Below are 13,460 nucleotides of genomic sequence, written 5' to 3'. Positions count from 1 at the left end.
GTCGGTGCCTGCCGTCCGATCCACGTGTCTCCAGGAGTGATCGCGAGTCAAATATAGGCTCGACTCGCAAACGTTTTCCATGGGGCCGACATTTTTTTGGCAAAACTCAACACTCTTTCATCTTCATTAACTACTTTGCATTCCGGATGAAAGCGATTCTTATTAAATTAATCACGCAAATTATTAAGAAAGGCAAAAAACTCAAATTCCCGGATGCCGACTTTTTACCGGATCTGCTTTAATTGATTCAGATCCGCCGCATTGTCTTTTTGGTCCGCGGGCGATAACGAGGTGTCCAAGGGAGAACTTCACGATGGTGACGTTGAATATCAACGACCGGCCGGCCGAGATCGACGCCGATCCGTCGACGCCGGTGCTCTGGGTGCTGCGCGACAACCTCGGGTTGACCGGCACCAAGTTCGGATGCGGCACCGGCGACTGCGGCGCCTGCACCGTGCATGTCGACGGCCGCCCGGCCCGAAGCTGCACGCTGGCGCTGTCGGCGGTCGGGAATGCGCGCATCACGACGTCCGAACATCTCGCCGACGATGCGGTCGGCAAGGCCGTCCTCGACGCGTGGCTCCGGCACGACGTCGCGCAATGCGGCTACTGCCAGAGCGGCCAGATGATGAGCGCGGCCGGCCTGCTACGCGGCAACAAGGCGCCGACCGACGCCGACATCGACCGCGCGATGGCCGGCAACCTGTGCCGTTGCGCGACTTACCAGCGCATCCGTGCCGCGATTCACGATGCGGCTCGCGCGCTTGCCTGAGCCTGCCGGGAGACTTTGACCATGCGTATCCGCACTTTCGGGCGTCCGGCAAGCGCCGACGCCCCCCACCGCGATGCATTCTCCGTCACCGGAGCCGATGCTCCGATGCCCGGCCGGCGCGGCTTCCTGAAGCTGACGATGGCGGCGAGCGGCTGCCTCGCGCTCGGCATCGCGCCGACGCGGGCGCGGGCCGAAGCCGGCAGAACCGCTCAGCCTTCGCCACCGCAAGCATTCCTGATCATTGCGCCGGACAACACCGTGACCGTCGCCGTCAACCGCACCGAGTCCGGCCAGGGCGTCAGCACCGCGCTGCCGATGGCGCTGGCCGACGAACTCGACGCCGACTGGCGCAACGTGCGCACCGTGCTCGCGCCGGCGGGCGAGCCGTACAAAGACCCGGTGACGGGTATCCAGATGACGGCCGGCTCGACGTCGGTCAATCACTCGTTCGCGCAGTACCGCGAACTCGGCGCCTCCGCTCGCGCGATGCTCGTCGCCGCGGCCGCGCAGCGCTGGAACGTCGATCCCGCCACCTGCCGGACGGCGAACGGTGTCGTGACGTCCGGCAACTACCGCGCGACCTACGGCGAACTCGCACCGGCCGCGATGGCGATGCCGGTACCGCAGCGGGTGTCGTTGAAGTCGCCGGACCAGTTCCGCATCATCGGCAAGCCGACGCCGCGCATCGACGCGCGCGGGATGCTCGACGGCACGCTCAAGTACGGGATGGATTGGCGTCTGCCGGACACGATGGTGGCCGTGGTCGCGCGCCCGCCGCGCTTCGGCGGCAAGGTCGCGAGCTACGACGCGGCCGCGGCCCGCGCCGTCAAGGGCGTGGTCGAGGTCGTCGAGATTCCGACCGATCGCGGCGGCACCGGCGTGGCCGTGATCGCGAACGGCTACTGGCCGGCCAAGCTCGGCCGCGATGCGCTGAAGATCACGTGGAAGGACGCCGGCTCGACCGTCACGTCATCCGAACAGATGCAGGCGTACAAGCAGCTCGCCGGCACGCCGGGCACCGTGGTGCGCACGGCCGACGCGGGCAGCGCGCCGCCGGCGGCCACGCGCATTCGGAAGGATTACGAATTTCCGTATCTCGCGCATGCGGCGATGGAGCCGCTCAGCTGCACAGTCGACGTCGGGCCGGCGAGCTGTGCGTGCGGGATCAAGATCTGGGGCGGCTCGTCGCTGCAGACGAGCGACCGCGCGGCGGTCGCGAAGGCGCTCGGCGTCGCGCCGGAGAAAGTCCAGATCTTCACGCTGACGTCGGGCGGCGACTATGGCCGGCGCTCGACGCCGACGTCGGACTACGTGGTCGAAGCCGCCCACGTGTCCGCCGCGTACCTCGCGGCCGGCCATCTCGGCCCGGTCAAGACGATCTGGACGCGCGAGGACGATCTGCGCGGCGGCTATTACCGCCCGATGGTGCTGCATCGCGTCGACATCGGCGTGGACGGCAGCGGCGCGGTGCGCGACTGGCAGCATGTGGTCGTCGGCCAGTCGGTGCTGAAGGGCTCGCCGCTCGAGCGCACGACGATGCTCAAGCGCGGCACCGATCCCAACCTGACCGAAGGCGTCGCGAACAGCCCGTACGGCTTCCCGATGCAGGTATCGGTCCATCAGACCGACGCCGACGTGCCGGTCCAGACCTGGCGCTCGGGCGGCAACACGCATACGGCGTTCGTGATGGAAACGCTGGTCGACGAGCTCGCGCACTCGGCGCGGCAGGATCCGGTCGCGTACCGGATGGCGCGGCTGGCCGGCCCCGAGCACACCGCGCATCGCCAGGCGCTCGCGCTGGCCGTCGACAAGTCCGGCTACGGCATCCGCACGCTGCCGGCCGGGCACGCGTGGGGGGTCGCGATGCACGAAACGGCCGGCTCGGTCGTCGCGTACGTGACGGAAGTGTCGATCGAAGCGCAACAACCGCACGTGCATCGCGTGACGGCCGGCGTGTATGCGGGGCGCATCGTCAACCCGACCGGTGCGGAAGCGCAGATCCAGGGCGGCGCGCTGTTCGGTCTCGCGACGACGAAGCCGGGCTTCGCGATCGACGTCGACCATGGCGCGGTCCGCAACGCCGGGTTCGCCGACTATTCGCCGATACGCATGCAGGAAGCGCCGCCGGTGGATGTCTTCTTCGTTCCGTCGGACGCTCAGCCGACCGGGCTGAGCGACGTCGGCGTGCCGCCGATCGCGCCGGCGGTGGCCAACGGGGCGTTCGTGCTGACCGGCGAGCGGGTGCATGCGTTGCCGTTCGCGCCGATGCTGGTCGCGGCGGCCGCGCCCGCGATGCCGGCGGCCCCCGCGGCGGCGGCCGACGAGGATCCGTACGGCGACCTGCCGGCCGGCGGCTGCCGGTTGCCGCACAAGGTCAAGCCGGCCGCGTTGAAGCCCAAGGCCGATCAAAGCCACGCGGGCGTCGGCCAGGCGCCCACGGTGCCGAAATTCCTGCGGCCGAAACGGCGCGCCGGGATTCCGTGCATCGAGGATCTGAAGAAAGGCACGGTGACGTAGCCAGCCCGGCCAGCGCGACGGCGGGACCTCGTTCCCGCCGTCGCGTTCCCCCCTCCGCACGACGAACGCGCGCCTGTTCGCACCGCTCGGCCTGAGCACCACGTTGCTGCCGCCGCAAGCAAATACGGCGCTGCCGGCGCCCGCGCCGCACGGCTATCAATGGGGCACCAATGCGGAGACGATCGATAGCGACGCGCTGTCGCCCGAACGCTAGGCGGCAGCGAAGAACGCCACGCTGCAGCCGACCGACCTGACCGGCGTCAATACGTCGTGGGCGTGGACGGCCGGCTCCGGCATCTCGACCGTGACCGAACTGGCCGCGTACATGCAGCGAATGGTCGGCGGCTGCTACCTCGACGCCGACCTGCAGGCGCAACGCCTCGCCAGTTGCACGCCGACCGATCCGTCCGATCCGAGCTCGGCCGATTACTGCATGGGTCTCGCGCGATTCGGTACGTTCTCCGGGCACACGGGCGAGATACCGGGCTTCGAACCCTTCATGGGCTACGACCCGGCAACGAAAACGGCGATCGTCGCGTGGACCACCACGGCCGCCGCGCCCAACGGACGCTCACCGGCCAACGTGATCGCGCAGATCATCATGGGCGAGCTCAGCAAGGCGGCGGAAGTGCCGGGCGAAGGGCGGCCGTGACGCGGCGGCGCCGCGGCGGTTAGCAGTAGGGGGCAGCCGTGAAGGCGGTGGACTACGGCTTGTTCCATGGCCGACCATGGGTCCAGGATGCATTGACGCCGCTATGGTCGACCTGTCTCGCGGCGCCGCCTGGGGAGGGAGCCTCCATGAAGCCTGTTGCCGTGCCGGCCGCCGGATGGCCAGCGGGTGGCCCGGGGGCCGGCACATCCAGCCTTTATCGATGCGCGCGAAGCCGCATCCGCGCGCCGCTCACTGCGCGATGCCAACGAACGTCGGCAGCAGCACGCGATAGACGTGAATCATCGCCGGGCCGAGCAGCACCACCATCAGCGCGGGAAAGATGCAGAAGATCAGCGGGAACAGCAGCTTCAGCGCGATCTTCGCCGCCCGTTCCTCCGCGCGCATCCGGCGCCGCGTGCGCAGCATGTCGGACAGCACGCGCAGCGATTCGCTGATGCTCGTGCCGAACCGGTCGGCCTGGATCAGCATCGCGCAGAACGACTCGATGTCCTCCACGCCGGTGCGCAGCGCGAGATTGCGCAGCGCCGTCTCCTTCGTGAAGCCGGAGCGCATCTCGAGCAGCAGCAGGTCGAGTTCGCTCGCGACCACCTCGCTGCGAAACCGCAGCTCCTCGCTCACCTTCATCAGCGCCGCGTCGAGCCCGAGCCCCGCTTCGACGCACACCGTCAGCAGGTCGAGCGCGTCCGGGAAATCCTCGAAGATCTTCTGCTGGCGCACCTTGACCCGCTGCGACAGCACCACGTTCGGGATGTAGTAGCCGATCCCCGCGAGCGCCACGAGGATCACCGACAGCAGCGCGCGCTCGTCGCCGAGCGACGTCGTGATCAGCACCAGCAGCGCCGCGCACGGCAGGCCGAGCGCGAGCATCGTCTTCGCGGTGAAGTACAGCGCGGCCGCGCTCGGGTTGCGCCAGCCGGCATTCATCAGCCGGATGCGCAGCGGCGAATTCTCCCAGCCCTCCTTCGGCACCGACAGCTTCGAGATCGGAGTGGACAACTCGACCAGCTTCGCGACCCAGCGCGACGCCAGGTCGTCGCCGTCGCCGGGGCCGGCGATGGCGCCCGCCCCGGCGCCGCCCGCCTGCTCGATCCGGCGCTGGATGCTGCGCGGCGCGAACAGCAGCATCGCGACGAGCACGCCGCCGGCCACGAAGATGAACAAGCCGCCCAGCATCACGGCCTGGACCACGCTCAGGTTTTGCATGACAACCTCGCAACGGTTCGTTATTCGGCTCGCGCGTCAGACGCGAATGCGGACGATACGGCGGATCCAGAACAGGCCGAACAGCATCGACACCAGCATCGTGCCGACCATCCGGATCCCGGCCGGATCCTCCCAGAGCACCGACAGGAATTCGCGGTTCAGCAGCGCCATCACCGCCGCGGTGCCGAACGGCAGCAGCCCGAGAATCCACGCGGACAGCCGCCCTTCCGCCGACAGCACGCGCACCTTGTCGAACAGCTTGAAGCGCTCGCGGATCAACCCGGCGATGCTGTCGAGCAACTCGGCGAGGTTGCCGCCCGTCTCGCGCTGGATCAGCACCGCGATCACGAAGTAGCGCAGATCCTGCACCGGCACGCGCGTCGCGAGATTCATCAGTGCGTCGTGCAACGACACGCCGTAGTTGACCTCGTCGAACGTGACGCGGAATTCGCCGCCCATCGGCTCGGAAAACTCGTCGCCGACCATCCCGAGCGTGCTCGTGAACGAATGACCGGAACGCAGCGCGCGCGCGATCATGTCGCAGATGTCCGGCAATTGCCGCTCGAGCTTGCGCATCCGCCGGGCGCGGCAGCGCAGCACGTACAGCATCGGCAGCCAGCCGGCGAACAGTGCGAGCGGCACCGCGGCGAGCTGCGGCAACCGCATGAAACTCGCCACGAACCACGTGAGCGCCGCGAACGTCGCGCTGAGCGTGATCAGCTTCGGCAGCGTCCAGTCGAGGCCCGACTGCTGGATCACGAGATCGAGCGTATGCACGCGCGGCAGGCGCAGCAGCAGCCGGTCGAACGGCTTCGACTCGTCGAGCATCCGCTTCTTCAGGATCGACAGCCGCTCCTGCTGGACGTTGCCGCCGGCCGACATCGCACGAATGCGCGATTCGATCCGGCGCGCGGCGGTGCCGTGCCGCGCGTTCCACCATTGATAGATGCCTTCGATCGACAGCACGACCGCGACGAAGGTGAGAATCACAAAACCGTAAAAGATCGCATTCATGAGGCCTCTCCCCGGCAGCACACGGCGCCCTGGCGTCAATCCGTCTCGTAACGCACGGACGGGTCGTACAGCGAATCAGGCAGGTTGATGCCGAACGCCTGCAGCCGCTCGACGAACTTCGGTCGCACGCCGGTCGCGCAGAAGTGGCCGCGCACCGAGCCGTCGCGGTCCACGCCGGTGCGCTTGAACGTGAAGATCTCCTGCATGTTGATGATGTCGCCTTCCATTCCGGTCAGCTCCTGGATGCTGATGATCTTGCGCTTGCCGTCGGTCAGCCGCGCCGCCTGCACGACCACCGAGATCGCCGACGCGATCTGCTGGCGCATCGTCTTCGGCGGCAGCGTGAGGCCGGAGACGCTGACCATGTTCTCGAGCCGCGTCAGCGCGTCGCGCGGCGTGTTCGCGTGAATCGTCGCGAGCGAGCCTTCGTGGCCGGTGTTCATCGCGTTGAGCATGTCGAGCGCTTCGGCGCCGCGCACTTCGCCGAGGATGATCCGGTCCGGGCGCATCCGCAGCGCGTTGCGCACCAGCGTGCGCTGCGTGATCTCGCCCTTGCCCTCGATGTTCGGCGGACGCGTTTCGAGCCGCAGCACGTGCGGCTGCTGCAGTTGCAGCTCGGCGGCGTCCTCGATCGTCACGATCCGCTCGTTGCGCGGAATGAAGCCGGACAGGATGTTGAGCAGCGTCGTCTTGCCGCTGCCGGTGCCGCCCGACACCAGCACGTTCACCTTCGCGCGCGACAGCGCGTCAAGCAGCTCGGCCATCGGCGGCGTCAGGCTGTGGAAGCGCACCAGGTCGTCCATCTTCAGCGGATTGACCGCGAAACGCCGGATCGACATCAGCGGCCCGTCGATCGCGGACGGCGGGATGATCGCGTTCACGCGCGAACCGTCCGGCAGCCGCGCGTCGACCATCGGGCTCGATTCGTCGATGCGGCGCCCGACGCGCGACACGATCTTCTCGATCACCTTCATCAGGTGCGCGTCGTCGTAGAACGTCACGTCGGTCAGTTCGAGCTGGCCGCAGCGCTCGACATAGACCTGCCGGTAGGTGTTCACGAGGATGTCGGAAATGCCGGGGTCGCGCAGCAGCGCCTCGAGCGGGCCGAAGCCGAACATCTCGTCGTACACGTCGATCGCGAGCTGGCGCCGCTCGATGTCGTTCGCCGGCAGCCGCTCCTCGTCGAGGATGCGCGCGATCAGCGCGCCGATCTCCATGCGGACCTGATCCTGGTGCAGCCGCGACAGGCGCTCGAGCTCGACGCGCTCGAGCACGGCCAGGTGGATTTCGCGACGCAGCTTCTGGTATGCGTCGCGCACCGACGAATGCGCCGGGCCGGCCGGTTCGTTGCCTGCCGCCAGCGGCTGGGCCCGGTGCAAGGACATCTGTTCGCGCAATGACATGATGATTCCCCGAAAGAATTACATCGACTTGAGCTTCGGCGTGGCCTTGCGGCCGAACAGCCGGGACATCAACGGTTCGCTGTGCGTCGCGCTGCGTCCCGCGCGCACGTCGCCGTCGACGAGTTGCTTCGCGCAGCCCTGCAACGCACGCGCGACCGCCGAGCCGCGCGCGAGCCGCGACACCGGATGGCCCTGGTTGATCGCTTCGAGCACGGTCTCGGCGTCGTCGGGAATCGTGCAGGCCGCCTGCAGGCCGAGCACTTCCTCGAGCGCGGTGCGGGTCCGCTCGCTCGCGCGCGTCGCGCGGTTCACGATCAGCCGCAGCTGGTCGGTCGAGTAGCCGAGCGACACGAGGATCTCCAGCAGCCGGCGGCCGGCGCGCACGTGCGGCATCGCGGGCTGCAGCACGATCTGGATCTGGTCGCTGCGATCGAGCGCGACCATCGACAGCGGGTTGATGCCGACGCCGACGTCGAAGATCACGAAGTCGTAGCGCGGCGCGGCGACGCCGAGAATCCACTCGAGCGCGTCCTCGCGCATCTCGGCGGCCTTGACCGGGTCGCCGGCGCCCGCGAGCACGTGGAAGTTTTCCGTCACGTGCGCGACGCTCGCATCGAGAAACGCGCTGTCGAGCCGCTCGATCTGCGCGCACAGCTGCGGCAGCGTCGACGGCGGGGTTTCATCGCTGACGAGGAACGCCGCGTCGGCGAACTGCTGGTTCACGTCGATCAGCAGCACGCGGCGCTTGAAGCCCTCGGCGATCTCGAACGCGACGTTGCCGGCCGCGAAGCTCGTGCCGGCCCCGCCCTTGCACGACATGAACGACACGATCCGCGTGTCGTCGGTATCGCGCCGCGTGCTTTGCGCGGCCGCCCGCCCGAGCGCGTGGCCGAGCGCCTGCGGGTCGAGCGGCCACTGCAGCACGTCGCGTGCGCCGGCGCGCATCGCGTCGAGCAGCACGTGCGGCGACGCGTCGGCCGTCACGAGGATGCAGGTCAGGCCCGCGTGCGCGCGGCAGATGCGCTCGATCGCCGGCAGTTCGGACGGCTCGAGCGACGTGCCGTCGACCAGCAGGATGTCGAACGCGTCGAGCCCGTCGGTGCGATGCTCGATCTGCGACGGGCGGCCGGTCGCACGGGTCGTGCGATAGCGTCCGCAGTCGGCCACGAGACGCGCGATCTGCGTGAGCCGCGCGGTATCGTCGGAAGCTACGAGGATGTTGATCATGTCGTGTGCCTCGTGTGTTCGATTAGTTGCAGGCGGAGCCGCCCGTCGCGGAGCTCAGGCTTTCGCGCGGCAGCGTCGTCGTGAACGGCGGCATCCTGACCGTGACGTTCACGAACGGGATCATGGTCTTGACGGTGACGTTCGTGACGCTCACCGTCACGAACGAGCACGTGTTGATGTCGCAACTCGTCGGCGTGTAGCTGACCGACACGTTCGCGTCCGACAGCAGCGGCAGCAGCGACCGCACGCGCTTCACGACACCGGCGGCGTTCACGTCGCAGACCACCGCCGTGCGCGCGCCGAGACGCACGGCCTCGCTCGCGGTATTCCAGTAGAACAGCACGCGACCGAATTCGAAGATGCCGATCAGCAGCATGATCAGCACCGACGCGATGAGGGCGAACTCGACGATCGCGACGCCGCGCTGGGCGCGCCGGCGTGATGGCGGAAAGCGGCGTGCGTTCATGACACTTGCCTCATCACGGTGACGATGTTGCCGAAAGTGATCGACGGCAGTCCCGGGTACGCGGGAATCGGCTGGTACTTGTAGCCGCTGATCTTCACTTCGACGACGTTGATCGCGCCCGCCGCCGAGCCGCTCGACGAACTGTTGTTGTTCGCGTCGTAGGTCGGCAGGTTCGCGAACTGCGACGGATCGGATGCGTCGCTGCAGCCGGTCGTGTGCTGTGCGTCGCAGATCGTGACCATCGACGTCTTGAGCCCGGGCACCAGCTCGCTGCCGGCCGAGCCGCACGTCGTGCTGCCGTACACGACCAGGCACTGCGCCTGCGCCACCGGATACGCGCTGTCGGTCGGCAGCCAGACCGACAGGTAGCGCGCCGCGTCGCGGGTCGCCTTGGTCAGCGTCTCGTACTGGTAGATCGCGCGGCCGAACTCGGCCACGCCGGTCGCCAGCATGATCATCGGCATCAGCACGAGCGCGAACTCGACGGCGACGGCGCCGCGGGTGCGCGAACGACGAATCGACGGCTTCTTCATGATCGTCTCTCCGCTATTGAACGAGCATCGGAACCTGGGTTCCGGACGCGCTGCCGCTGCCGGGCAAGCCGTGCGTCGCACACGGGTTGTTGCCGGAAACCGACGAGCCGAGGTATTCGAGGTGCGCCACCACGGGACCGCTGCCGGCGCTGAACGGCAGCGGATCGAGCATCAGCACGCAATCCCATTGCGTGACGTGCACCTTGCCGCTGTTGCCCTTCAGCGTCGAACAGTCGCCTTCCGGCGCGAGCGCGAGGCGCCGATCGCTGCCGTAGGTCGTGTAGTTGCTCGCCGTCGCCGTGCCGTTGGTCGCGATGCCGCTGCCCGACGGCGGTGCGCCGTCGCCCTGGTAAGGCTTGAAGCTCGCGCGGTCGGCCACGAACTGCGTGTACGCGTCACCCTTGATGCCCGGCGTTCCCGGCGGCCCGTAGTTCGGCCCGACGTACGCGTAGCCGGTGAAGTCGGGCTGACCGCTCGAGCCGTTCGCGCCGTTCGTATAGATCCCGAAGCGCGTGTTCCAGGCCCGCTGCGACGCCGACTTCAAGCCGGTGGTGCTCAGGTCCGGCGGGCTCGTGATGTTGCAGGTATTGCCCGACAGCTCGCTCGCGAGCGTCGTCTCGTTCGTCGAGCCGTCGAGCGCCGCCCAGCCGAAGTTGCCGGGCCCGTAGGTCGACGACGACCCGGACGGCGACGAGATCCAGTCGCCGACCTTGTAGGCCGGATCGGACGGACCGCGGCACACGAACACGGGAATCGCGCAGGTCGTCTGCCCGCCGCCGACGGTCGCGATCGCGCTCGCCGACACTTCCGCCGCATTCGCGAGCTTCGTGCCCGGCAGCACGTTCAGCACCTCGATGAACCAGTGCGCGATGTTGCTCAGCGTCGCGGTGCACTGCACGTACTTGATGCTCGCCGGCTTCGTGACCGCGCTCTTGGTCAGGAACGGGTTGGTCAGCGAATCGCTGAACGTGACGTTCGCATTCGTCGACATCTGCACCGACGTTTTCTGGAAAAACACGAAATTCAGGTGACCGGCGGCGATGCCGTCGGCCTCGGCCACCGACAGGCTGATCGCCGAAGTCAGGTCGCGCGCGGCGGACAGCGCGCAGGCATCGGCGCTGTTCTGCAGTTCGCTGCGCGTGACGTACAGCTTGCCAAGATCCAGCGCGAGCCCGACGAATCCGATCATCACCGCCAGCGAAAGGCCGACGATGATCGCGACGGCACCGCGCTGGCGATGCAGGCCGCGACGCGTGACTTTCGGATGACGGGCTGCGCTGTTCATGGCGTTCTCCCTGAGCGTGGTGTCGTTACTGGGTAGCCTTGCCGATGCCGATCACGAACGCATTGGCGGGCGGCACGGTCTGCTTGAACGACTTGTCGTAGTTGTCGAGCGCGGCCGCGGCGGCGCTGCCGTCGATCCCCGATGCCGACGCCGGATGCTCGCCGGCATGCGGATCGATGATCTGGGCCTGCATCACGGTGCGGACCGAGTCGCCGAAGCGGCTGTCCCACACCGGGGTCGACGACATGCAGCCGGCAAGCGCGAACGCGAGCGGAACGGCGAGCGCCGCGCGGCGCACGAATACGAGGTAGGCGGATTTCATGAGCTTCCCCTTGGATGGCTTCAACGATCGGTGGACTGGGGTTCCGCGCCGGCGCGCGCGATCTGCGCCTTGGGCGCCGCCGCGATCCGGTGCTTCTGGCGCGCCGCCGGCTGGGCCGACGGTTCGGCGCCCGCTGCCGCGAGGCGCGCGGCGGCGGCTTCGATGCGCGCGACACGCGCCGCGGTGGCCGGGTCGGGCTGCGGGGCGGCGGCCGCGACCGGCGCCGGCGCCTTCGGCGGCTCGGCCGGCACCGGCGGCTGCGCGTCGGCGTCCTGCGGAGCACGCGGCGCGGGCAGCGCGGCCGGTGCGACCGGGGCTTCCGATTGCGGCGCCGGCGCGGGCGCCGGGGCCTGGGCCGGGGTCTGCGGGGCGGCGGCCGCGCCGTTCGCGGGTTGCATCGGCTGCGCGCCTGCCTTGCGCACGCCGCCACGGCCTTCCATGTTGCCGGTCGCATACACGTCGACTTCGTTCGGCTTCGAGAAGCTGTCGGTCGGCAGCGCGACGTCCGCGGTCTGCAGCGGCTTCACCAGGTGCGGCGTGATCAGGAAGATCAGCTCGGTGCGATCCTGCTGGAACGACGTGCTGCGGAACAGCGCGCCGAGCACCGGCACTTCGCCGACACCCGGGATCGCCTTCAGCGCGCCGGTCGCGTTGTCCTTGATCAGCCCGCCGATCGCGAACGATTCGCCGTCGCTCATCTGCACCGTCGTCGATGCGCGACGCGTCGTGATCAGCGGCAGGATCGACGTGCCGCCGATGTTGGTCGCGCTCAGCGTGACGCCCGTCTGCGACAGCTCCGACACTTCCGGCGCGACCTTCAGGCTGATCCGGCCGTTGGCCAGCACGGTCGGCGTGAACTTCAGCGCGACGCCGAATTCCTCTTCCTGCAGCGTGATCGACGACGTGCCGTTGCCGCTGCTCTGCGGGATCGGGATGAAGATCTTGCCGCCGGCGAGGAACGTCGCTTCCTGGCCGCTGATCGTCACGAGATTCGGCTCCGCGAGGATCTTGACGAGGTTGTCGGTGTTCTGCGCGTCGGCCGCGATGCTGAACGGCCGGTTGTTCGCCTTGTTGAACACCGCGCCGCTCGCGACGCCCGCGAGCAGGTTGCTGACCAGCGCACCGCTCCACGAACCGAAGCCGCCCTGGATGTTGAATGCGCTGCCCATCTGGTTGATCAGCGTCTTCGACACCTCGGCCACCTTCACCTCGAGCATCACCTGCTGCGGCGACGTGACGTTCAGCATGTTGAGCACGCCGCCGCCCTGCTTGCCGCCGCCCGCCGCATCGCCCGCGCTGTCGCCGTACGCATGGGCGATCTGCACGGCCTGCTGCGCGGCCTGCGAGCTCGACACGGTGCCGGCCAGCACGATCGTGCCGGCCGCGGTCGACACGTGGATGTCGCGCTCGTTCGGCATCAGCTGCAGCAGCGACGCCTGCAGGCCGCCGGCATCCGCGCCGACCGCGACGTCGATCACGCGGCACGCACCGCTCTTGCCCTGCACGATCATGTTGGTCGTGCCGACCGCAAGCCCGAGGATGTACAGCGTCTGCGGCGACACCATCGTCGCCTGCGCGACGGCCGGATTGCCGATCGTCCGGTTGCGCACCGGCTCCGGCATCGGCACCAGCAGCGACTTGCCGAGCGGCACGGCGACGCTGGTCGATTCGCGCACGGCGCCCACGCAGTTCGGCCCGCGCAGCGGCCCCGCCGATGCGGCGGGCGCGGCGGCCGGCACCGGCGCCATGCTGATCGTCATCTGCATCGGCCCCTTGCCGACCGCGGCCGGCGCGCTGGCGCCGCCCTTCGTCAGCACCGCCGATTCGATGCCTTCCTGCGCGAGCGCGCCATACACGGTCAGCCATCCCGAACAGAGGATCGCGGTCATCATCGTGCCCCGTGCGACGCGTGTGCGCAGTGGGCCGGTACCTGTGCGTTGCGGTTTGATCTTCATTTCGTCTGATCCCCCGAGAGACCGGCGCCGTGCCGGTTATCGACTTCCAAGGCCGCCGCGCGTTGCCGGCGGCCGGTTTGTTGGTCTGGC

The 13,460-nt window shown here is 68.5% G+C and carries 12 protein-coding genes; 3 read left to right on the top strand and 9 right to left on the bottom strand.

From position 1 onward, the window contains the following. Positions 1–313 precede the first annotated feature (313 nt). The 3 genes from H0X90_RS01745 (at position 314) to H0X90_RS35660 (ending at position 3,941) form a co-directional block, all read left to right on the top strand. Positions 314–772: a (2Fe-2S)-binding protein gene (locus H0X90_RS01745; RefSeq protein WP_006498103.1), complete on the top strand. Its 459-nt coding sequence runs from the start codon at positions 314–316 to the stop codon at positions 770–772. 21 nt (positions 773–793) lie between these two features. After that, a complete protein-coding gene (locus H0X90_RS01740) occupies positions 794–3,289 on the top strand; it encodes a xanthine dehydrogenase family protein molybdopterin-binding subunit (RefSeq protein WP_077189494.1) in 2,496 nt (831 codons plus the stop codon). Between the two features lie 235 nt (positions 3,290–3,524). Beyond that, positions 3,525–3,941 carry a serine hydrolase gene (locus H0X90_RS35660; protein ID WP_306172368.1) on the top strand — a complete coding sequence of 139 codons (417 nt, stop codon included), beginning with the start codon at positions 3,525–3,527 and terminating at the stop codon, positions 3,939–3,941. A gap of 249 nt (positions 3,942–4,190) precedes the next feature. Here the strand turns inward: H0X90_RS35660 and H0X90_RS01730 are convergent, their stop codons facing one another. Genes H0X90_RS01730 through H0X90_RS01690 form a run of 9 tightly spaced genes read right to left on the bottom strand, consistent with a single transcriptional unit; the run spans position 4,191 to position 13,370 of the window. After that, on the bottom strand, positions 4,191–5,165 hold the full coding sequence (locus H0X90_RS01730; RefSeq protein ID WP_006486292.1) for a type II secretion system F family protein: 975 nt from the start codon (positions 5,163–5,165) through the stop codon (positions 4,191–4,193). A gap of 36 nt (positions 5,166–5,201) precedes the next feature. Continuing rightward, positions 5,202–6,179, bottom strand: a complete 978-nt coding sequence (locus tag H0X90_RS01725; protein WP_006498096.1) for a type II secretion system F family protein — start codon at positions 6,177–6,179, stop codon at positions 5,202–5,204. Between the two features lie 35 nt (positions 6,180–6,214). After that, positions 6,215–7,582 carry a CpaF family protein gene (locus tag H0X90_RS01720; protein WP_006486287.1) on the bottom strand — a complete coding sequence of 456 codons (1,368 nt, stop codon included), beginning with the start codon at positions 7,580–7,582 and terminating at the stop codon, positions 6,215–6,217. An 18-nt stretch (positions 7,583–7,600) separates the two neighbouring features. Then, positions 7,601–8,809: an AAA family ATPase gene (locus tag H0X90_RS01715; RefSeq protein ID WP_034204009.1), complete on the bottom strand. Its 1,209-nt coding sequence runs from the start codon at positions 8,807–8,809 to the stop codon at positions 7,601–7,603. 22 nt (positions 8,810–8,831) lie between these two features. Continuing rightward, positions 8,832–9,275 (bottom strand): TadE/TadG family type IV pilus assembly protein, encoded by a 444-nt coding sequence (locus tag H0X90_RS01710; protein ID WP_006498094.1) that lies wholly within the window; start codon positions 9,273–9,275, stop codon positions 8,832–8,834. Further along, positions 9,272–9,808 carry a TadE/TadG family type IV pilus assembly protein gene (locus H0X90_RS01705; RefSeq protein WP_034204008.1) on the bottom strand — a complete coding sequence of 179 codons (537 nt, stop codon included), beginning with the start codon at positions 9,806–9,808 and terminating at the stop codon, positions 9,272–9,274. Before H0X90_RS01705 ends, H0X90_RS01710 begins: the two co-directional genes overlap by 4 nt. Positions 9,809–9,821: 13 nt before the next feature. After that, positions 9,822–11,093, bottom strand: a complete 1,272-nt coding sequence (locus tag H0X90_RS01700; protein ID WP_006498092.1) for a pilus assembly protein TadG-related protein — start codon at positions 11,091–11,093, stop codon at positions 9,822–9,824. 25 nt (positions 11,094–11,118) lie between these two features. Continuing rightward, positions 11,119–11,415, bottom strand: a complete 297-nt coding sequence (locus tag H0X90_RS01695; RefSeq protein ID WP_006486293.1) for a hypothetical protein — start codon at positions 11,413–11,415, stop codon at positions 11,119–11,121. Between the two features lie 20 nt (positions 11,416–11,435). Then, positions 11,436–13,370 carry a type II and III secretion system protein family protein gene (locus H0X90_RS01690; RefSeq protein ID WP_077189495.1) on the bottom strand — a complete coding sequence of 645 codons (1,935 nt, stop codon included), beginning with the start codon at positions 13,368–13,370 and terminating at the stop codon, positions 11,436–11,438. Between the last annotated feature and the right edge of the window lie 90 nt (positions 13,371–13,460).

This window comes from Burkholderia sp. 9775_39 (assembly GCF_015712225.1).
In the GTDB taxonomy this organism is placed as follows: domain Bacteria; phylum Pseudomonadota; class Gammaproteobacteria; order Burkholderiales; family Burkholderiaceae; genus Burkholderia; species Burkholderia cenocepacia.
The sequence above is the reverse complement of the archived record's forward strand: the minus strand, read 5'-3'. Positions and strand labels throughout refer to the sequence as shown.

Excerpts from the sequence above, each read along its gene's own strand:
- H0X90_RS01745 (WP_006498103.1), top strand. The coding sequence starts at position 314 with ATGGTGACGTTGAATATCAACGACCGGCCGGCCGAGATCGACGCCGAT.
- H0X90_RS01740 (WP_077189494.1), top strand. The coding sequence starts at position 794 with ATGCGTATCCGCACTTTCGGGCGTCCGGCAAGCGCCGACGCCCCCCAC.
- H0X90_RS01730 (WP_006486292.1), bottom strand. The coding sequence starts at position 5,165 with ATGCAAAACCTGAGCGTGGTCCAGGCCGTGATGCTGGGCGGCTTGTTC.
- H0X90_RS01725 (WP_006498096.1), bottom strand. The coding sequence starts at position 6,179 with ATGAATGCGATCTTTTACGGTTTTGTGATTCTCACCTTCGTCGCGGTC.
- H0X90_RS01720 (WP_006486287.1), bottom strand. The coding sequence starts at position 7,582 with ATGTCATTGCGCGAACAGATGTCCTTGCACCGGGCCCAGCCGCTGGCG.
- H0X90_RS01715 (WP_034204009.1), bottom strand. The coding sequence starts at position 8,809 with ATGATCAACATCCTCGTAGCTTCCGACGATACCGCGCGGCTCACGCAG.
- H0X90_RS01710 (WP_006498094.1), bottom strand. The coding sequence starts at position 9,275 with ATGAACGCACGCCGCTTTCCGCCATCACGCCGGCGCGCCCAGCGCGGC.
- H0X90_RS01705 (WP_034204008.1), bottom strand. The coding sequence starts at position 9,808 with ATGAAGAAGCCGTCGATTCGTCGTTCGCGCACCCGCGGCGCCGTCGCC.
- H0X90_RS01700 (WP_006498092.1), bottom strand. The coding sequence starts at position 11,093 with ATGAACAGCGCAGCCCGTCATCCGAAAGTCACGCGTCGCGGCCTGCAT.
- H0X90_RS01695 (WP_006486293.1), bottom strand. The coding sequence starts at position 11,415 with ATGAAATCCGCCTACCTCGTATTCGTGCGCCGCGCGGCGCTCGCCGTT.
- H0X90_RS01690 (WP_077189495.1), bottom strand. The coding sequence starts at position 13,370 with ATGAAGATCAAACCGCAACGCACAGGTACCGGCCCACTGCGCACACGC.